This window comes from Acinetobacter sp. WZC-1 (assembly GCF_052544965.1).
Genome location: NZ_CP199370.1, coordinates 360,516 through 378,693, shown reverse-complemented (window position 1 = coordinate 378,693; position 18,178 = coordinate 360,516). Strand labels below are relative to the sequence as shown.

Below are 18,178 nucleotides of genomic sequence, written 5' to 3'. Positions count from 1 at the left end.
TAAATGATTAAATTGAGTATTTTTTGTGTCCAATGTCACAGCTTTAACCACCAGTCGCTTTGAATTAAAGCAACTTTTTCATCTGATGATTCCCATTTTAATCACCCAGTTTGCCCAGGCAGGTTTTGGACTGATTGACACTATCATGGCGGGGCACATGTCTCCAGCTGACCTGGCTGCCATTGCAGTGGGTGTCGGTTTATGGCTCCCGGTCCTATTGCTGTTCAGCGGAATCATGCTTGCCACCACACCGCTGGTTGCAGAAGCCCGCGGGGCACGTACTCCCGAGAAAATTCCTTCCATTATCCATCAGGCGCTGTGGGTTGCGCTGATCCTCGGTATCATTGCCATGCTGATTCTGCAGGCTTTGCCGCTATTGCTGCCTGTGCTGGGTGTGCCTGGAAGCCTGCTTCCCAAAGCCAGTCTGTTTTTACACGCCATCGGTTTCGGCATGCCTGCCGTGACCATGTACACTGCGTTACGCAGCTATACCGAAGCACTGGGGTATCCCCGTCCGGTAACCGCTATCAGTTTAATTGCGCTGCTGGCGCTCATTCCGCTGAACTATATTTTTATGTATGGCGCTGGTCCGATCCCCCATCTGGGCAGTGCCGGTTGCGGTTTTGCCACCGCCATTCTACAGTGGCTCATGTTTCTGAGCCTGGCGCTGTATACCTTTAAAGCGAAACGCTACCAGACCACCCGGATTTTTACCGTCTGGGAAAAAATAAACGGTGACTGGGCCAGGCGCATCCTGAAACTGGGCCTGCCTATTGGCCTTGCGATTTTTTTTGAAGTGAGTCTGTTCAGTTCTGCATCAATTATCTTAAGCCCACTGGGTGAAACCATTGTCGCGGCGCATCAGATCGCCACTTCGGTCACTGCCCAGTTATTTATGATTCCCATGTCACTGGCAATTGCACTGACCATCCGGGTCGGCACTTATTATGGTGAAAAAAACTGGGCTGCCATGCGTAAAGTTCAGTCACTCGGGTTAATGACCGCAACCCTGTGTGCGCTGATCACTATGAGCCTGATGTGGATATTCCGCCCTGAGATTGTGTCTGCCTACACGACCGATGCTCAGGTCACTCAGGTCGCCATCCATCTGATTTTGTTTGCCATTGCCTATCAACTCATGGACGCCTGGCAGGTCAGTGCCGCAGGTTGTCTGCGTGGTATGCAGGATACAAAAAGTCCGATGTGGATTACCATGCTGGCATACTGGGTGGTTGCCTTTCCAATAGGCCTTTATCTGGCGCGCTTTACTGCGCTCGGTGCCGGCGGGATATGGATTGGTCTGATTATTGGTCTGACCATTGCCTGTAGCCTGTTGCTGATCCGTTTGCATCTGAATAACCAGCGTCTGAGGCGGGAAAGCCTGTCCTGATTTTCAGCGGGTATGTTGTCCTCCGGCAGTCACCCGCTCGCTGTTTTTTTTATTGGCTGTCACATATGTCATCCGCTTGGTGTCACACATTGACCGGCTACATGTCGCAACCAGCCCTGATGAAACAATATCTTAACAATTAGAAGTATGCAGCCCATGATTTGTCGCCTATGATCAAAACTCAATAACAGCATCACCAAGGTTTAAGGACTCAAGCGAATGTCTAAGAATGCCAGCACACCCGGTAAACGTTTTATGAAACTTGCCAGTATGACTGCAAGTATTGCAACCAAAACGGTGTCCAGCTCCATTCGCAACTTTAATGCCGATGAAGAACAGAAGAACCTGGCCCGCAGTAAACTGTTTCAGGACATCGGTATTCAGATTGCAGACACGCTGGGTGAAATGAAAGGTGCTGTGATGAAAGTGGGACAGATTGCCTCACAATACAAGGATATTTTCCCACCGGAAGTCGCAAAGGCCATTTCAAAGTTACAGCGCCATGCACCGGCCATGCCTTTTGTGGAAATTAAACAACAGGTTGAAAAAGAACTGGGCAAACCGCTGGATCAGGCATTTAAGCACTTCGATGAACACCCCTTTGCCGCCGCCTCAATTGGCCAGGTGCATAAGGCTATTTTGCCCAATGGCAGCGAAGTGGTGGTTAAAGTCCAGTACCCCGGCATTGATGAAGCCTGTGAAAGTGATCTGAAACAGGTTCGTCTGGCCCTGCGTTTAATGGGCATGCTGAAAGTCGACAAAAAACTTCAGGACCGCCTGTTCAGGGAAATTCAGGACAGTCTGCATGAAGAACTGAATTATGAAATTGAAGCACAGAATCTTCAGGTTTTCCGCACCTTCCATGAAAAGCTCGACAGTAAAATTATTATTCCCCGTGTTTTTCCGGCGCATTCCACCCGGCGCATTCTGACCTTAAGCCTGGAAAAGGGCGAAACCATTGAAACCGCCAGCAACTGGGATTTAGATACCCGCAATGAAATCGGCCGGCGCCTGATTCATGCACTGGGGCAGCAGATTTTTTTCCTCAGACGTTTTCATTGTGACCCCCACCCCGGCAACTTTGCCTTCCGGGAAGATGGCAGTGTCATTATTTATGATTTCGGTGGTGTAAAAACGTTGTCCAATGACATTATCACCCATTTTAAGGCATTGGTGCGCGCTGCACGCAGACGGGATATCCCTGCCCTTGAAACGCATTTAATCGGACTGAATGCCCTTTCGGAGTCAGGCAAATTTCCGGAAGATCTGTATCACGCCTGGCTTGAAGTTTTATTGCGGCCACTGCTGACTCACTACGATTTTACGGAAAACTCTGCCCATCAGGACAGTGTAAAACTGGTCAGGCAGTCCCTGAAATACTGGGATGTCTTTAAGCCGTCCCCCGATACGCTAATGGTCAACCGGACCATTTCGGGACAATACTGGAATCTGATCCATCTGAAAGTCCATGATCAGCTGAATGATTTATTTGAAGAGCTGATTCCATCCACTGAATAAGGCTATCCTGCATCCAGTCATTTACTTTGCCAGACTTTGATTGTAATATTATAACATTGCAATAAGCTTTAAATGAGAATTGAAATGCGTAAAGATATCCATCCTGAATATCAGGAAGTGTTGTTTCATGACACCAATGCAGATGCGTACTTCATTATAGGAAGCACTATTCAGGCTAAACAGACCAAAGAATATCAGGGTAAAGTCTATCCGTATGTGACACTTGATATTTCCAGTGCGTCTCATCCTTTTTACACAGGTGAAGTGCGTCAGGCAAACAACGAAGGCCGTGTTGCCAGCTTCAACAAACGTTTTTCACGTTTCAAGCGTTAAGCGGTTAGCTAAATTTCCGATTCCTTTCGGGTTCGTTCAGGGTCTAAGCATGCTCTCCTCCTGCTTAGGCCTTTTTTTATGGATCATTCACGTCTTTATTTTCAGCGCGGACTCAACAGACTCTGAACAATATAAAAGCCCACTGCCAGGGCAAGCAGTCCCACCAGCACACTCGATATGGTATACATCAATGCAATGCCCGGCTGGCCCTGGCGGATCAGCTGAAATGTTTCCAGCCCGAAACTTGAAAACGTGGTAAATCCCCCAAGCACGCCCACCATAAGCAATAAGCGGGTTTCCTGCTGTAATACCGGATAACGCTGTGTAAAGGCAAAAAAAATCCCGGCCAGCAAACATCCCAGCAGATTAATGGACCAGGTGGTCCAGGGAAATAAACTCTGTGGCTTGCTGATAATAAAGCCGGCAGCATAACGCAGGCTTGCCCCAACTGCTCCCCCGCATGCGACCAGTAACCAGTTGATCAATAGATTCTCCCTCAGCAATGTATGTGTATAAACGCAGACTTATCCACAATTCATCCCATATTTTAAGATAATCATAAATCCACCCAGGCTGAGTCACAACAGGCAAATGTAATCTGCCGAATTTCGCTCCGGGCAGTTTCCGGTTATGATAGACCCTCCCAGTCACAAGGAATAATAAACATGCCTCAGACGCTGCTCAGTCAGCTAGATACCGGAAAAGCCGGCTTTTCAGATGTGATTGCCTATATCGATGCACATTATACCCACACCCCGACAGCATTCCGTAATGGCCAGCAACACAATACCGCCACAGAGAATCAGGGCAGTGCAAAGATCTTTTCCTTTGCCCGTCTGCATAATCTGAATCCGCAGCAAACCCTGAGTCTTTTTGCAGAGCATTACAGGTCCGTACTGAATACGCCGGAAGCCAGTGATCATCAGAATATCCGTCAGTTCATGCAGCATGGATGGGATGGCATTCAATTTGAACAGTCCGCCTTAACGGCCAGATCAGTATAAAAATACAGGCCATGCACCTGATTCAGGATGCTGCATCCACAAAATTTTCATGTAAAAAAGGGACCGATCTGATCCCTTTTACAATACTGTGCATGCCGTCATGGACGTTCATCATATTGCGGCAAATTATCACAGATTATGTCCCACTCGGCCTTGTGAGCCACAAAAATATGCTGGGTCGGTTTCTGTTGTAATGGCGTATCCAGCGTACCGATTCTTAAGCGATAAATCTCAGGCAATTCAGTCCGGACACTGATAATCGGCGAGGCACATTCACTGCAAAACCAGCGCTCCGTGATGGGAGTGGACTGGTATTTTTTCAGCAGATGTTCACCCTGGACCATCTTAAAATCTGCCCTGTTAATCGGGGCATTGGTCGCATAGGCACTGCCATTGGCTTTGCGACAGCGTTTACAGTGACATTCAATAATATCACCGATTTCACCATGCACTTCATAACGAATACCGCCACACAGACAACTGCCTGCATGGATTTTTTTTCAACCTCCATCAATCTTCCCTCTCCTGAATGAAGACATTTCAAAATAACATACTATTCAGTCGATATTAAAAGATAATGATGCACACCTTCGGCGGCGGCACGCCCGGTAGCAAGGCAGGCTGTCAGCAAATAACCTCCAGTCGGGGCATCCCAGTTCAGCATTTCACCACAACAGAAAATGTACGGGCAGGATTTTAATTGCAACTCCGTCGTCAAAGCTTCACGCCTGACCCCACCACTACAGCTGATCGCTTCTTCAATCGGGCGGAATCCTTCCAGTTCGATCCTAAGCTGTTTCACCTGTTTTGCCACTGCTTCTGCATTATTCCAGAATGATTTATCCACCAGTTCACGCACCAGACTGGCTTTGGCAGTATCGAGGCCAGCCTTGCGCCAGCAGTTACTGAGTGATTGTTTTTTACTGGCCTGCAATTTGCCTGTTAATTGTTCAAGGCTCAGATCCGGCAATAGATCCAGATAAATCTGCATGGGTTGCCGATGACGGATTAATTCACGCAATGCCCGATTCTGTTTATAAATCAGGCCGCTTTCCAGCCCATAATGACTGATTACAATATCACCAATGCTTTTATCCCGTTCATCCACCCAGCCTGCAACCCGTTTCAGCGGCTGACCAAACACCGGTTGCATAAAATCAGACCATTGCTTCAACACCCCCACATTGCTGGCCTGAAAAGGCTCAAGTTCGGCTGCAGCCAACCAGGCCTGCCATGCGCCATCACTGCCCAGCTGCGGCCAGGACACCCCACCGCATGCCAGTACAATTGCATCAAAACTACGGCTGTGCTGCTGCTCCATTTTCAGGTCATACACCTGCACAGACTGTTGCTCAATGGCCACAACCTGATGGCGATAATAAAACTGTACGCCCTGTGCCGTCAGTCGCCTCAGCCAGGCTCTGAGTAAAGGTGCTGCTTTCATTCCAACCGGGAAAATACGTCCTGAAGAGCCTGTGTAGGATGCAATGCCCAGGCCCCGCATCCAGCGCTGAATCCAGTCAGCATTCCACTGTTCAAGCCACGGCGCCAGCCATGCTGCCTGATCATAACGCTGGACAAACCAGTCAATCGTTTCAGCATGTGAAATATTCAATCCTGTTTTACCGGCCATCAGAAACTTACGGGCAGCAGAAGGCTTCTGTTCAAAAACATGCACCGCATGACCATACTGGCTCAGCACCTCGGCGGCCATCAGCCCGGCAGGCCCAGCGCCAATAATGGCAATGCTTTTATTCGGCATGGTTGTTTTCTGCCTGATTATTTTCTGCCCGGTTATTTTTTTCTGCAAAGTCATTGTCCGGATCATCAGCCACAGCAACACGTTGTTTCTGTACAGCCTGTCTCTGCACATGCTGGCCCTGCAAAGGCAAAAACACATCAAAACGGGTCTGATAATGCTCAGGCCGGGAAATGATCAGTTGCTGACACAGTTCACCACGTGCCAGATATTTAATTTCGAAATGTGTCCGGGCTGAGTCTGCTGCAATCACCTGCTTTTCATAAGGCAGTTGCCATACCTGCTGCAACTGCTGTTCTGCTTCTGCAATATATTCAGGAATATTGCTGGCCAGCGTCAGCGTGCCATTAAATTGCAGCCTGGAAATCAGGAATTCAAAAAAAGGCATATTCAGCCAGCGCTGTGCAGGATTGTGAGGTTCAGGATTTGGATATAAAATAAAAATTTGCTGCACCTGAACCGGATACACCGCATGTACCATCCACGCTATGGCATCTGCATGAACCGGCGTTAAATTCTGATTGCCTTCAACCTGATGCTGTTTCTGCATGGCCAGGAATTTTTCACGGGTTCTTTCAACCGCAATCAGGCTCCTGTGCGGATTCTGCGCTGAGAACAACAGCGCATGCCGGCCTTTTCCTGCGCCAATTTCCACACAGACGGGCCGATTTTCAATGGGCTGAAAGTCACGTGGTGCATGCATACGGTTGGGCTGGAATTGACGAACGGGCATAATCAGATCAGACAGGCATAAATCGGTACGAGTCTAACAATTTCTGACGGGTTTGCCCAGGATTAGCGTATAACGCAGACGATTAATGAAGTTTATGAAGTATCAACAGATACCATTATTTGAAAAATGAGCTGGAGTTTATCATGCCACGTACTTTTCCCTGCCCGCGCTGTGGGAAGAAAACCACATGGGAAGCCAATGCATACCGGCCTTTCTGCTCTGAACGCTGCAAGATGATTGATCTGGGTGCATGGGCCACCGAAGACTATAAACTGCCCACAGAAGACGCTCCACCGTCCGATGATGAGAGCTGAATCTGACTGCGTGAATTGATTGACCGGATGGATGCCGGTTTTCAGCCATCAGATGATCTTCCTCCTCCAGACGACACAGGTCGATGATTTACAGACTGGCATGCCATGCATGACCACACGGTTGCAACAATGCTCTATCCGGCCTGGCCTGCAACAAAGGGATTAAACTGTTTTTCATGGCCAATACTGCTGATGGGGCCATGCCCGGAAATAAACTGTGTCTCATCCGGCAGACTGAAACATTCCCGCTGAATGGATTCAAGCAACTGTTCATGATTGCCCCGCGGGAAATCGGTACGCCCGATGGAACCCTTGAACAGTACATCTCCAGTCCACAACACGCCGTGCTTCTGGTTATAAAACATGACATGGCCTGGGGTATGACCCGGTGCAAAACGGACTTCAAATGTTTCATCACCGAGTTTCAGGGTTTCTCCACCTTCCAGCCATTGATCCACTCTGACCGGCTCCGGGATCGGAAAACCATAACGGGCAGAAACCTCCTGAATCATCTCCAGCCAGAATAGGTCTTCCTTATGCGGACCAATGACAGGCACATGCCATTCATTGACCAGTGCACCCACCGCCCCGGCATGGTCCAGATGACCATGTGTCAGCCACAGTGCCTTCACCGTCAGCCCCAGTGCCTCAACTTCCTGTTTTAATTTTTCAGGTTCTCCACCGGCATCAATTAAAACAGCTTCCCTGGTTTCCGAATCCCAGACAATGGAACAATTCTGGGCAAATGCCGTCACAGGAACAATTTTGACTTGCAGCATGGATCATCTCCCGCCTTCATCTGACAAAGTATATTTTAACGCATCCAGCTGCGCCTGTAACAGACCGGATAACAGGGCAATATGACGCTGCCCGCTGTTTAATGCAGGAATATAGGCATAGCGCTGACCACCTGCATGTAGAAATAACTCACGGTTCTGAATGGCCAGTTCCTCCAGCGTTTCCAGACAGTCTGCCGAAAATGCCGGACTCAGCACCTGTACCGATTGTACGCCATCCTGCGCCCATTGCTGCAACAACTGATCGGTATAGGGTCTGACCCATTCCTGTTTGCCGAAACGGGACTGAAAACTGATGGCCCACTGTTCATCATTCAGCGCCAGGGCCTGAGCAACCTTACGCGCAGTCACATGACAACGTTCAGCGTAGGGATCACCCCGATCGGCATAGGGCTGTGGAATCCCATGAAAGGACATCAGTAATTTTTCTGCAGATCCATGCTGTTGCCGGTATGCACGGACACTGTCTGCCAGTGCCTGAATATACAATGGATGCTGATAATAATCACGAATCACACTGATTCCCGGTAAATTCCGCTGTTCAGTCACCCATTTTGCCAGTGCATCGTACAGTGGTGCCGTGGATGTAGCAGAATACTGTGGAAATAACGGCAATAAAATCAGATGATCGTATACATGCTGAGCAGCCTCAGTCAGCGCCTGATCCATACCGGGATGCCCATAGGTCATGGCTGGAACAATTCTCAGCTCAAATTCAGGATAGGCCGTAACAAGCTGCTGCTCAATCCGCTGAACCTGTTGCAGCAGAATTTCCCGCATGGGCGAGTCTTCCGACCAGATTTTTGCATAAGCTGCTGCCACCCGTTTAGGCCGTATGGGCAACACACAGGCATACAGAATGATTTTCCAGAGCAGCGCCGGGATTTCAATGACCCGGCCATCCGATAAAAATTGTGCCAGAAAACGCCGTACAGCCGGAACCGTTGGCGCATCAGGCGTACCTAAATTGGCAACGATGATGAATACTTTGGGTTTTGAAGACATCTTTTCCACATCAGCTACAACAGGCTTAATCCGCTCATAGTACCGGATTCACCGTCAGAAACGAACCGCTTCCTGCATATTCACTACGACAATGGTGAATGCCGGCCGGTCAGGCGGGGTTCTTCCAGCAATTTCAGCCCCCGGGCAGTGAGCTGCCACAGCATGCGCTGACGATCATCCCGACCCACCGGAATAATCCAGTCATTCTGACGCATCTGCTGTTTAATCCGATGCAGCGCCCGGACATTAATCTGCGCCCTGGCAACCGCATGCGCGCGCGGCATCATGCATTTTGCGTCCTCCAGACCGGTACGATTCAAATAAGCATTCAACACCTTTGAAAAGCATTCTTCAGGTGATACCTGGCAAAACTCAGTGGACAGCACGTTCAGCAGCTCAGCCCAGCTCATTTCACGAATCGGATTCAGTTCCTTAAAGTTACCATCCTGATAGGCATGCATGCGATAGTCAAAATCAAAAACATCATGGATGGACACTTTCGGCAGCGTCAGAAATGGATCGGCTTCCTTTTTGCCCTGCTCAATTCTGAGCTGCGCCAGTTCAGATTTCAGATGATCAATTTTATCCTGTAATATCTGAATATTCTGCGGTCTGACCCATCCCGTCACCGGATAACGCTCAAGCATCTGCGGCATGCGGGAGCGCACAGCCAGTTCCAGCTCCCTCAGAGTCCGATAACAGATCACCTGTTCGACTTCCTTTTGCAGCTGATGGCGGAACTCATCAAACCGTTCCCTTAACTCAGGTCGCTGTTCCTGCAATGCGGCATCTCTTGTATCCGGCTGCTCATGCATAAAAACAATCACCGGCTTCTGCTTGGTTACTGCATAAATGTATTCCAGATGCATATATCCCACCCCGGAAACCGATTGTTCACCATACTGACTGCCCAGCAACAGCAACACATAATCGCAGTCATCAATCTGCCGGCGAGCAAATGCAGTGCTCAGGGGCGTTCTTTGTTCCAGTCCCCACGAAAAGAAACCCATGCCAATCAGGGTCTGAGACACCACCATTCTTTCAGGCTGCATTTCCTGACCTGAGGTGGTGATAAAAACCTGATAACGCTTATCCAGCATAGGCCATCCCTTTCCTTCTCATACAACTGGCTCCAGCCATTTCCGCTCCACGCTGATCCACTCAGTCCCTTTGATCAACCCTATTTTCGACGGACCATGTCAGATCCGCATGCATTAAACGGGCCACAACCGGTTCAAGGGCTGCTGCATTGTTCCCGCTGAGCACACATCTTAACTGTTTTACGTTTCCGGCATGCCATGATGATTCGGAGATTAACCGGTTTTTCGTTAAAATGCGTGAGGTTTGTCTTGCAACAGCCATGCCTGAATCAACCAATACTAATTTTCCTGGATAAAGCTGCTGTATGGCATTGTTTAGAAAAGGATAGTGGGTACACCCCAGCACCAGATGATCAGCACCCTGATCAATCACCGGCTGAAGGCTTTGTCTTAAATCGGCCCGGCATGCCTCACTGTCCTGCAGCCCTGCCTCAATCCAGGGCACCAGCGCCAGACAGGTCACAGGCAACACCGTTACACCTGCCGGTTCTGCAAAATTTTCCACCACGTCGCGGATGAGTTTACCCCGAAAGGTCGCCGGCGTAGCCAGCACCGCTACAACTTTACTCTGACTATGCAACACCGCAGGTTTCAGTGCAGGCACCAGCCCAATAATGGGAAAATCTTCACCATAATAAGCCCGTAAATAATCCAGGCTGAAAGCAGATGCCGTATTACATGCCACCACTGCAATTTTACAGCCCTGACGGTATAGCCACTCAATCGCCTGAGCAGTCAGTTCCCGGATATTCTGATCATTCCTTGGACCATAAGGCACATGTGCGGTATCGGCATAATACAGAATTTGCTCACCCGGTAAATGCCGGGCAATTTCCCGGGCAATGGATAAACCACCAATGCCTGAATCAAAAATACCAATCGGCGCATCGGCAGAAGCCGCCGGCATGCGCTGACCAGGCACGGAGATGGGAAGAACACCTGTCATGGTTGGATCTGCAAATCAAATACTGTATTAAAGATAAACATCAGCTGCTCAATTGCAAGTGCAAATCACCACTTTGTAGCGACAAAATGGTTTCACCCTGTTCATTTTCGGTTAACTGACCATATTCAATCAGATGAAAAAACGCAGACCGCTGGATCAGGGCATTCATTCCAAAACGAACATGGACATAGGGCCGCAGATCGCCCTGATATTCACGCATGAAAACCGGATGCAGCTCATCCACAATCACCACATCCTGACTGGTGGTGGTCAGTTGCAGATATATTTTCCCTTCAATTTCAACCTGATCCACCTGATTCACCAATAAAGGCTCATCCTCCACCTCAATTTCAATCTGTTCCACCGGGGTTTTCAGATAAAACCTGCCATTTTCCTTCCACAAAACCTTTGTAAACAGATCCACCAGTGGCTGACGCCGGATTAACTGACCTTCGTGCCACCATTCGCCATTGGCTTTCACCACCAGATCCATTTTACCACAATGCGCCGGATGCCATTGATCTACAGGAGGAATTACCCTTTTGTGACCCTGCTGTGCATCTTTTACGTATTGTGCAATACTGATTAAGTTTCTATCATTAGCCACTGTTGGCTGATGTTGATCCGCTGATGTTGAATTATTTTGATTTACCATGGTTTATATGCCCTGCTGACAAAAAATAATACGACTCAGCCATTGGCTGGATCAGGGGGTTAAACCTACCATCCCCATACAGATGACATACAGGGTACGATATCAGAAAATTGTACCACTGAATTAAGCATACTCATGGCAGCACCGATTTTTTATTCCTTTGAATAATTTAGGTTGCCACCCTTAAAAATATGAGGAGTCCCGGATGGAGCACATCGAACGTGAATCGATGGAGTTTGACGTAGTCATTGTAGGCGCAGGTCCCGCGGGCCTTTCTGCCGCAATTAAAATTCGTCAGCTGGCAATTGAAAACAATCTTCCAGATTTATCTGTGTGTGTTGTTGAAAAGGGCTCCGAAGTGGGTGCACATATCCTTTCCGGCGCAGTACTGGAACCCCGTGCAATCAATGAGCTCTTCCCGAACTGGAAAGAAGAAGGCGCGCCACTGAATGTGCCGGTGACTGAAGACAAAACCTTTTTCCTGCTGTCTGACCAGAAATCACAGGAAGCTCCGCACTGGATGGTGCCAAAGAGCATGCACAATGACGGCAACTACGTCATTTCACTGGGCAACGTGGTCCGTTGGCTGGGAACTAAAGCTGAGGAACTGGAAGTCTCCATTTTCCCGGGTTTTGCTGCATCTGAAATCCTGTACCATGAAGATGGTGCAGTTAAAGGCATTCAGACCGGTGACATGGGCATTGGCAAAAATGGCGAACCGACAGGCAACTTTACGCCCGGTTATGAACTGCATGCCAAATACACCCTGTTTGCCGAAGGCTGCCGTGGCCATTTAGGCAAACGCCTGATTGCACAATACCAGCTGGATAAAGATGCTGATCCACAGCATTACGGTATTGGAATTAAGGAACTATGGGAAATTGATCCGGCAAAACATAAGCCGGGCCTGGTGATGCATGGTGCAGGCTGGCCTTTAAATGAAACCGGTTCTTCTGGCGGCTGGTGGTTATATCACGCTGAAAACAACCAGGTCACTTTAGGCATGATTGTCGACCTGTCCTATCAGAACCCGCATATGTACCCATTTATGGAAATGCAGCGCTGGAAAACCCACCCACTGATCAAACAATATCTGGAAGGCGGTAAACGTATTTCCTATGGTGCACGTGCCGTAGTCAAAGGCGGATTAAACTCCCTGCCTAAACTGACTTTCCCGGGCGGTTGTCTGATTGGTGATGATGCAGGTTTCTTAAACTTTGCCAAAATCAAAGGCTCACACACGGCCATGAAATCCGGCATGCTCTGTGGTGAAGCGGTATTTGAGGCCATTGCTGCCGGTGCTGCAAAAGGCGGCGATCTGGCCGTTGCCCGCGCGACTGAAGGTGAGGATTTCTTTGCAAAAGAGCTGACCACCTATACCGACAAATTTGAAAACAGCTGGTTGAAGGAAGAACTATTCCGCACCCGTAACTTTGGTCCGGCCATGCATAAATTTGGTCAGTGGATTGGTGGCGCATTTAACTTTATTGATCAGAATGTATTCCGGGTACCATTTACCCTGCATGACCTGATCCCGGATTTCAGTGCGCTGAAACCGGTGGATGCAGTCAGCTTCAAACCGAACTATCCGAAACCGGATGGCAAACTGACCTTTGACCGTTTATCTTCAGTCTTTGTGTCCAATACAGTGCATGAAGAAAATCAGCCTGCGCATCTGAAACTGATTGATCCAGCCATTCCAATTGATGTCAATTTACCGACATGGGACGAACCGGCTCAGCGTTATTGCCCGGCGGGTGTTTATGAAGTCATGGAAAATGATGACGGCTCAAAACGCTTCCAGATTAATGCAGCGAACTGTGTGCATTGTAAGACCTGTGATATTAAAGACCCTTCTCAGAATATCATCTGGGTTACACCGGAAGGTGGCGGTGGTCCGAACTATCCAAATATGTAATATGCCAGATATAGAGCATGCAGAAGATCAGACAAAATTGCTGAAATGCATAAAAATGAGTGTATCCTGATACGCTCATTTTTTTATGGTCTCTCTCAAAATTCAGATTCATGATTTTATTGAGTTAATTTATTTTAATCAGACCTGGAACTGTTATAAAATCCCATTGGGCAACAGCTCCCTGCCCTGTGAACAGGCAATCGCTTATCCCTTTTTCACCAGGTAGCGAAATTCCTTATGACCGGCTTCATCCAGCCGCTCTTCCTGCAACAGCAACTCATGTCCCAGATGCATACAGAATTTCGGAATGTCCCAGCTGGTGGAATTATCTGTCGCGAAGACTTCAACCACATCTCCTGATTTTGATTTACGGATGGCCTGATGCAGCATCATGACCGGTTCAGGACAGCGTAATCCACGTGTATTAAGCTGAATATCCGGACTGAAAACCTGTTCTGACATTGTCACCTCTGCTGCAAATGCCTGCTAAAAATCGGCTTATTCTAACATAGCCCGGCCTGATTCGGACCAGCACACAGATTTCAGCACAAAATGCCCCATGTATTCACGCATTTGAACAGCTTTATAGATAGACATCTGCATTTTCTTCGGTATGATAAAATTGACATTTTCTATAAGAGTCTTCAGGAAAGATCATGCACGAGGAATCAGGCCCGTCGTGGGGTATGCGCGGCTTACGCAAATGGTTAAGAACCGCCCCAGAAACCCGGGATGAGTTGCTCAGACTGGTTCAGGATTCACGTCGTTTTCTGGAACCCGATACCGTGGCCATGCTGGAAGGCGTACTTGACCTGCCGGCCACCAAAGTCCGTGAAGTCATGACGCCACGGACTGCAATGGTCAGCTTGCAGGAAGATGACCAGTTACTGGATATTCTGCACGTGCTGATTGAATCTGCACACTCACGTTTTCCTGTGTTTTCTTCAGATCAGCCGGATAATGTGGTCGGTATTCTGCTGGCCAAGGACCTGCTGCCCTTCCTGAAGGATCAACTGGTGCGGGTGGATATCCGGACCCTGATGCGTCAGCCTTTATTTGTCCCGGAAAGTGCCCGTTCTGATCAGGTACTGCGGATGCTGAAAAATACCCAGACGCATATTGCCATCGTGATTGACGAATATGGCACCACGTCCGGCCTGGTGACTCTGGAAGACATTCTGGAAGAAATTGTCGGTGAAATTGAAGATGAGCATGACAATGCCGATGAAGAAGCCCAGTTCATTATCCCGGATCCGGAACACAGTGCAGCCAACAGCTGGATTGTGCAGGCACTGACCCCCATTGAACACTTTAACAATATCCTGAATGCTGATTTTTCAGATGATGAAGTGGAAACCGTGGGTGGGCTATTACTACAGGAAATCGGCCTGGTCAGTGATCTGCAGGGACAGACGGTTGAACTTGGCAAATGGCAATTTACCATTATGGAAGCAGATGCCCGTACCATTCATCTGATCCGGGCTGTACATCAATGACCGCATATTCTGACAAATTACCGAACACTCCACAGCAGCTGCCTGTTATTTATCCACTATGTATTGCACTCATTTCAGGTGCTGTCTTCAGTCTTGCACTGGCCCCCCATGACTGGTGGTGGCTGGCCATTTTATCGCCGGCACTGCTATATGCCTGCCTGAAAGGACGCTCTGCCGGACAGGCATTTGCCATTGGCTGGGCTTATGGCTTTGGTCTATGGTTTATCGGTGCATTCTGGCTTTATACCTCCATCCATGTTTATGGAGATACCAATGCAGTCCTGAGTGTGCTGATGATCATGGGCATGGCATTGGTCATGGGCTTATTTACCGCCATACAGAGTTGGTTATACCGACGTTTCTTTCCTGAAACGCCCCTGACTTTTGCGCCTTTATGGGTGATTTTTGAGTGGTCAAAGACCTGGCTGTTTACCGGGTTCCCCTGGCTGTTTGCAGGTTATGCATTTACAGAAAGGCTGCTGGATGGCTATGCGCCCTTATTTGGTGTTTTTGCTGTGTCCTTTGCAGTGATTTTGCTCGCCTGTGCGCTGGTCGAGATTTTAAACCGACGTCTCTTCTGGATCATTCCGTCACTGTTATTACTACTGGGCGCGTGGGGTGCATCCTTCATTCATTTTGTTCAGCCCAAAGCTGAAAAACCGCTCTCGGTTTCACTGATTCAGGGCAATATTCCACAGGACCTGAAATGGCTGACCGAATACCAGGTCAAAACCCTGCAAATTTATTTCGATTTAAGTCGTACCGAATGGGGACGTGATCTGATCGTCTGGCCAGAATCTTCCATTCCGCTGTTCCAGACTGATATTCAACCTTTCCTGGACATGATGAATCAGCAGGCCAGAAAAACCGGAACAGCCTGGGTCACAGGTATTCCCTACTGGGATACTGCGGAATCCAGACAGCAGGGATCTCCCATGTACTATAACAGTATGATAGCTATGGGCAGTGACGCATCCGGGTTATATAAAAAGCAGCGACTGGTTCCATTCGGTGAATATATTCCACTGTATGGCTTGCTCAGCTGGGTTTTACCCGCCCTGCAAAATGATCCATCCATGAGTGGCTTTTCCCGTGGCGCAGCGGATCAGCCTCCATTCAGCATTAAAGGGCATCAGCTGGCGGCGGCTATCTGTTATGAAGTGGCTTATCCGAATCTGACCCGACGTAATGCACAACATAGTGACTTTCTGGTGACGGTATCCAATGATGCCTGGTTTAAGGGTACTGCCGGTCCGCTACAGCATTTGCAGATGGTTCAGATGCGGGCCAAGGAAAATGGACGATGGTTTATTCGTGCCACCAATACCGGTGTGACCGCCTTTATTGATCATCAGGGGCATATCGTCAAACAGGCTCCTATGGATCAGGAAGCTGTATTACGTGGTGATTTACCGGCCATGCAGGGCGAAACCTGGTACACCCGTTTCAGTGACTGGCCAATTCTGGGCTTCTCATTGCTGCTGCTGATACTGGGCTGGATTTATCGCCCACGTACTGTTGATGTCAGCTTTAAATCACGCCGCTAACACAAGTACTGATCGTAAACCGGGCCAGGCGCCCGGTTTTTTTCGATTATTCAGTATCGAAATGGCAATGTGTTAAAGTAAAATACATCAAAGCAACCGGGTTCCCAGCGGAACATCCATATCCGGTACACACAGGGCAACCTCACCCGCAGCATTATGAAAACCGGTCACCAGGCATTCTGACTGGATCGGACCAATTTGTTTAGCAGGGAAGTTGACCACTGCCACCACCAGTTTCCCCACCAGATTTTCCGGCAAATATAATGCCGTAATCTGCGCACTCGACTTTTTTACGCCCAGACTTTCCCCAAAATCCACATGCAGAATATAGGCAGGTTTACGTGCCTGCTCAAAAACTTCCGCACGGATAACTTTGCCAACCCGCAGCTCCACTTTAAAAAAATCGTTCCATTCAATCTGTTGCATTGTCATTCTCTGTTGCCTGATTTATTCACTGTATGACAGTGTAATCAATCCGCCTGACATTTCCTAAAAAGCTCACCAATAAATACCCGGTAATTCTGTCTGACAAAAAAACAGATTCAATAAAAAACCGGGATTTGCCCCGGTTTTTGAACACTGAATGAGTGGATCGCTGATTATAGACATGTTGCCAGATATGACATCATCGCCATTAAAAAAAGCATGGGAACATAGCCATAAACTCTGACTATTTGCTGCTCCAGTAAAGACGAAAATTCATATTTCAGATTCAATACTGTCGCATTCAGTGCACTGTAAAAACTGAGAATCGCCAATGCACTGAACATACTGAGCGCCAGGAAACCCACCACAATCTGACTGGCTGCATGAGTGCTTTGCCATAGATTCAGAAAAAAATGACTGGCCGGCAATAAGCTCAGAATCAGCAGTACAGATTTCAGCATGGTCCAGTGAAACTGGTTGATTTCATCAGATAATCCTAATGCTTTCATGGTGACCCCTATAGGCAGTACTGCTGATGGCATTATTATTGATGGCTTTTGTTTAAATAAAAAGCCTATTTTTATTCATAATCCCGGTTTATTGTAACCATTAAACATGGGAATAATTATCATTATAAGTATCATCAAAAAATTAAATATTTCTAATTACAAATCAAAATCTTATATTAATGCAATAAACAAGAAACATTATCACTTCACTTCATATTTATTCATCCGATCAAGTGAAGTGATAAATACCATTAAAGTTTTTAAAATAAACTTTAATTTCTAATCACGGCTGATAATAAATATCTGCATCGTTGCCTTCACCACCCTGCTTTCCATCCGCACCGAAGGAATAAAGGTTATATTGTTTACCATCTGAGCCAGGGATTTCATATTGCACATCATTATCCCAGCTGTCTTTGGGATAGCCCCCTTTGACATAACCGCCCGGTAACCAGTTTTTTGCCGTTGCCGGCTGATTGACCAATGCATCCAGACCGCCTTCCTGCGTGGTTGGGAAATGACCATTGTCCAGTTTGTACTGATCCAGGGCACCCGCAACCCCTTTCAGGGTAATTTTGGTGGTGTCCACTTTGGCTTTTTCACCACGTCCCATAACATTTGGTACAATGAGCGCCGCCAATACACCTAAAATTACAATTACAACCATCACTTCGATCAGGGTAAAACCTGATTGCCGGGTTTGAGACATCTTCCGTTGCATGCTTTAT

20 protein-coding genes and 1 pseudogene are annotated in these 18,178 nt (G+C 48.0%); 8 read left to right on the top strand and 13 right to left on the bottom strand.

Annotation, left to right across the window (positions count from 1 at the left end; genetic code table 11):
• Positions 1–25 precede the first annotated feature (25 nt).
• The 3 genes from ACT6PV_RS01780 (at position 26) to ACT6PV_RS01770 (ending at position 3,241) form a co-directional block, all read left to right on the top strand.
• Entirely contained in the window at positions 26–1,390 is a 1,365-nt protein-coding gene (locus ACT6PV_RS01780; protein ID WP_445114796.1) for an MATE family efflux transporter, read from the top strand.
• 219 nt (positions 1,391–1,609) lie between these two features.
• The gene (locus ACT6PV_RS01775; protein WP_445114795.1) at positions 1,610–2,908 is read left to right on the top strand and encodes an ABC1 kinase family protein; all 1,299 of its coding nucleotides are present in this window, start codon (positions 1,610–1,612) and stop codon (positions 2,906–2,908) included.
• An 84-nt stretch (positions 2,909–2,992) separates the two neighbouring features.
• Complete coding sequence (locus ACT6PV_RS01770) at positions 2,993–3,241, top strand: type B 50S ribosomal protein L31 (protein ID WP_445114794.1); 249 nt, start codon at positions 2,993–2,995, stop codon at positions 3,239–3,241.
• Positions 3,242–3,342: 101 nt separating this feature from the next.
• Here ACT6PV_RS01770 and crcB read toward each other — a convergent pair whose 3' ends face one another.
• On the bottom strand, positions 3,343–3,723 hold the full coding sequence (gene crcB / locus ACT6PV_RS01765; RefSeq protein WP_445116995.1) for a fluoride efflux transporter CrcB: 381 nt from the start codon (positions 3,721–3,723) through the stop codon (positions 3,343–3,345).
• A 183-nt stretch (positions 3,724–3,906) separates the two neighbouring features.
• On the opposite strand from crcB, the gene ACT6PV_RS01760 reads away from it, so the two are divergent.
• Positions 3,907–4,245: a HopJ type III effector protein gene (locus ACT6PV_RS01760; protein WP_445114793.1), complete on the top strand. Its 339-nt coding sequence runs from the start codon at positions 3,907–3,909 to the stop codon at positions 4,243–4,245.
• Positions 4,246–4,343: 98 nt separating this feature from the next.
• On the opposite strand, the gene ACT6PV_RS01755 is transcribed toward ACT6PV_RS01760, so the two are convergent.
• From ACT6PV_RS01755 to ACT6PV_RS01745, 3 genes and pseudogenes are all read right to left on the bottom strand, one after another.
• Entirely contained in the window at positions 4,344–4,739 is a 396-nt protein-coding gene (locus ACT6PV_RS01755; protein WP_445116994.1) for a GFA family protein, read from the bottom strand.
• Between the two features lie 59 nt (positions 4,740–4,798).
• The gene (locus ACT6PV_RS01750) at positions 4,799–6,007 is read right to left on the bottom strand and encodes a TIGR03862 family flavoprotein (RefSeq protein WP_445114792.1); all 1,209 of its coding nucleotides are present in this window, start codon (positions 6,005–6,007) and stop codon (positions 4,799–4,801) included.
• Between the two features lie 112 nt (positions 6,008–6,119).
• Positions 6,120–6,743 (bottom strand): annotated as a pseudogene (locus tag ACT6PV_RS01745) (SAM-dependent methyltransferase); the annotation flags it as partial.
• 137 nt (positions 6,744–6,880) lie between these two features.
• Between ACT6PV_RS01745 and ACT6PV_RS01740 the strand changes: the two are divergent.
• A complete protein-coding gene (locus tag ACT6PV_RS01740) occupies positions 6,881–7,051 on the top strand; it encodes a DNA gyrase inhibitor YacG (protein ID WP_445114791.1) in 171 nt (56 codons plus the stop codon).
• A 134-nt stretch (positions 7,052–7,185) separates the two neighbouring features.
• Here the strand turns inward: ACT6PV_RS01740 and ACT6PV_RS01735 are convergent, their stop codons facing one another.
• The 5 genes from ACT6PV_RS01735 to ACT6PV_RS01715 all read right to left on the bottom strand — a co-directional run bounded on the left by ACT6PV_RS01735 (position 7,186) and on the right by ACT6PV_RS01715 (position 11,554).
• On the bottom strand, positions 7,186–7,830 hold the full coding sequence (locus ACT6PV_RS01735; RefSeq protein WP_445114790.1) for an MBL fold metallo-hydrolase: 645 nt from the start codon (positions 7,828–7,830) through the stop codon (positions 7,186–7,188).
• Positions 7,831–7,833: 3 nt separating this feature from the next.
• The gene (gene hemH, locus ACT6PV_RS01730) at positions 7,834–8,853 is read right to left on the bottom strand and encodes a ferrochelatase (protein ID WP_445114789.1); all 1,020 of its coding nucleotides are present in this window, start codon (positions 8,851–8,853) and stop codon (positions 7,834–7,836) included.
• A gap of 83 nt (positions 8,854–8,936) precedes the next feature.
• Complete coding sequence (locus ACT6PV_RS01725) at positions 8,937–9,953, bottom strand: DUF4062 domain-containing protein (protein ID WP_445114788.1); 1,017 nt, start codon at positions 9,951–9,953, stop codon at positions 8,937–8,939.
• A gap of 61 nt (positions 9,954–10,014) precedes the next feature.
• A complete protein-coding gene (gene murI, locus ACT6PV_RS01720; protein WP_445114787.1) occupies positions 10,015–10,899 on the bottom strand; it encodes a glutamate racemase in 885 nt (294 codons plus the stop codon).
• 40 nt (positions 10,900–10,939) lie between these two features.
• The gene (locus tag ACT6PV_RS01715) at positions 10,940–11,554 is read right to left on the bottom strand and encodes a DUF1285 domain-containing protein (protein ID WP_445114786.1); all 615 of its coding nucleotides are present in this window, start codon (positions 11,552–11,554) and stop codon (positions 10,940–10,942) included.
• A gap of 205 nt (positions 11,555–11,759) precedes the next feature.
• Between ACT6PV_RS01715 and ACT6PV_RS01710 the strand changes: the two genes are divergently transcribed.
• Positions 11,760–13,472 (top strand): 4Fe-4S dicluster domain-containing protein, encoded by a 1,713-nt coding sequence (locus ACT6PV_RS01710; protein WP_445114785.1) that lies wholly within the window; start codon positions 11,760–11,762, stop codon positions 13,470–13,472.
• A gap of 204 nt (positions 13,473–13,676) precedes the next feature.
• Here the strand turns inward: ACT6PV_RS01710 and tusA are convergent, their stop codons facing one another.
• Positions 13,677–13,934: a sulfurtransferase TusA gene (gene tusA, locus ACT6PV_RS01705; RefSeq protein WP_445114784.1), complete on the bottom strand. Its 258-nt coding sequence runs from the start codon at positions 13,932–13,934 to the stop codon at positions 13,677–13,679.
• 194 nt (positions 13,935–14,128) lie between these two features.
• Between tusA and ACT6PV_RS01700 the strand changes: the two genes are divergently transcribed.
• Both ACT6PV_RS01700 and lnt read left to right on the top strand, forming a co-directional pair.
• Positions 14,129–14,968 carry an HlyC/CorC family transporter gene (locus ACT6PV_RS01700; protein ID WP_445114783.1) on the top strand — a complete coding sequence of 280 codons (840 nt, stop codon included), beginning with the start codon at positions 14,129–14,131 and terminating at the stop codon, positions 14,966–14,968.
• Positions 14,965–16,515 (top strand): apolipoprotein N-acyltransferase, encoded by a 1,551-nt coding sequence (gene lnt / locus ACT6PV_RS01695; RefSeq protein WP_445114782.1) that lies wholly within the window; start codon positions 14,965–14,967, stop codon positions 16,513–16,515. Before ACT6PV_RS01700 ends, lnt begins: the two co-directional genes overlap by 4 nt.
• Positions 16,516–16,602: 87 nt before the next feature.
• On the opposite strand, the gene ACT6PV_RS01690 is transcribed toward lnt, so the two are convergent.
• From ACT6PV_RS01690 to gspG, 3 genes are all read right to left on the bottom strand, one after another.
• A complete protein-coding gene (locus tag ACT6PV_RS01690) occupies positions 16,603–16,941 on the bottom strand; it encodes a tRNA-binding protein (protein WP_445116993.1) in 339 nt (112 codons plus the stop codon).
• A 173-nt stretch (positions 16,942–17,114) separates the two neighbouring features.
• Positions 17,115–17,450, bottom strand: coding sequence for a hypothetical protein (locus ACT6PV_RS01685; protein ID WP_445114781.1), 336 nt, complete (start codon positions 17,448–17,450; stop codon positions 17,115–17,117).
• Between the two features lie 283 nt (positions 17,451–17,733).
• The gene (gene gspG, locus ACT6PV_RS01680) at positions 17,734–18,171 is read right to left on the bottom strand and encodes a type II secretion system major pseudopilin GspG (protein WP_445114780.1); all 438 of its coding nucleotides are present in this window, start codon (positions 18,169–18,171) and stop codon (positions 17,734–17,736) included.
• Between the last annotated feature and the right edge of the window lie 7 nt (positions 18,172–18,178).

What these genes read in the sequence shown, in the direction of transcription:
- ACT6PV_RS01775 (WP_445114795.1), top strand. Translation starts at nt 1,610, where the DNA reads ATGTCTAAGAATGCCAGCACACCCGGTAAACGTTTTATGAAACTTGCC.
- ACT6PV_RS01770 (WP_445114794.1), top strand. Translation starts at nt 2,993, where the DNA reads ATGCGTAAAGATATCCATCCTGAATATCAGGAAGTGTTGTTTCATGAC.
- ACT6PV_RS01760 (WP_445114793.1), top strand. Translation starts at nt 3,907, where the DNA reads ATGCCTCAGACGCTGCTCAGTCAGCTAGATACCGGAAAAGCCGGCTTT.
- ACT6PV_RS01750 (WP_445114792.1), bottom strand. Translation starts at nt 6,007, where the DNA reads ATGCCGAATAAAAGCATTGCCATTATTGGCGCTGGGCCTGCCGGGCTG.
- ACT6PV_RS01740 (WP_445114791.1), top strand. Translation starts at nt 6,881, where the DNA reads ATGCCACGTACTTTTCCCTGCCCGCGCTGTGGGAAGAAAACCACATGG.
- ACT6PV_RS01735 (WP_445114790.1), bottom strand. Translation starts at nt 7,830, where the DNA reads ATGCTGCAAGTCAAAATTGTTCCTGTGACGGCATTTGCCCAGAATTGT.
- hemH (WP_445114789.1), bottom strand. Translation starts at nt 8,853, where the DNA reads ATGTCTTCAAAACCCAAAGTATTCATCATCGTTGCCAATTTAGGTACG.
- ACT6PV_RS01725 (WP_445114788.1), bottom strand. Translation starts at nt 9,953, where the DNA reads ATGCTGGATAAGCGTTATCAGGTTTTTATCACCACCTCAGGTCAGGAA.
- murI (WP_445114787.1), bottom strand. Translation starts at nt 10,899, where the DNA reads ATGACAGGTGTTCTTCCCATCTCCGTGCCTGGTCAGCGCATGCCGGCG.
- ACT6PV_RS01715 (WP_445114786.1), bottom strand. Translation starts at nt 11,554, where the DNA reads ATGGTAAATCAAAATAATTCAACATCAGCGGATCAACATCAGCCAACA.
- ACT6PV_RS01710 (WP_445114785.1), top strand. Translation starts at nt 11,760, where the DNA reads ATGGAGCACATCGAACGTGAATCGATGGAGTTTGACGTAGTCATTGTA.
- tusA (WP_445114784.1), bottom strand. Translation starts at nt 13,934, where the DNA reads ATGTCAGAACAGGTTTTCAGTCCGGATATTCAGCTTAATACACGTGGA.
- ACT6PV_RS01700 (WP_445114783.1), top strand. Translation starts at nt 14,129, where the DNA reads ATGCACGAGGAATCAGGCCCGTCGTGGGGTATGCGCGGCTTACGCAAA.
- lnt (WP_445114782.1), top strand. Translation starts at nt 14,965, where the DNA reads ATGACCGCATATTCTGACAAATTACCGAACACTCCACAGCAGCTGCCT.
- ACT6PV_RS01690 (WP_445116993.1), bottom strand. Translation starts at nt 16,941, where the DNA reads ATGCAACAGATTGAATGGAACGATTTTTTTAAAGTGGAGCTGCGGGTT.
- ACT6PV_RS01685 (WP_445114781.1), bottom strand. Translation starts at nt 17,450, where the DNA reads ATGAAAGCATTAGGATTATCTGATGAAATCAACCAGTTTCACTGGACC.
- gspG (WP_445114780.1), bottom strand. Translation starts at nt 18,171, where the DNA reads ATGCAACGGAAGATGTCTCAAACCCGGCAATCAGGTTTTACCCTGATC.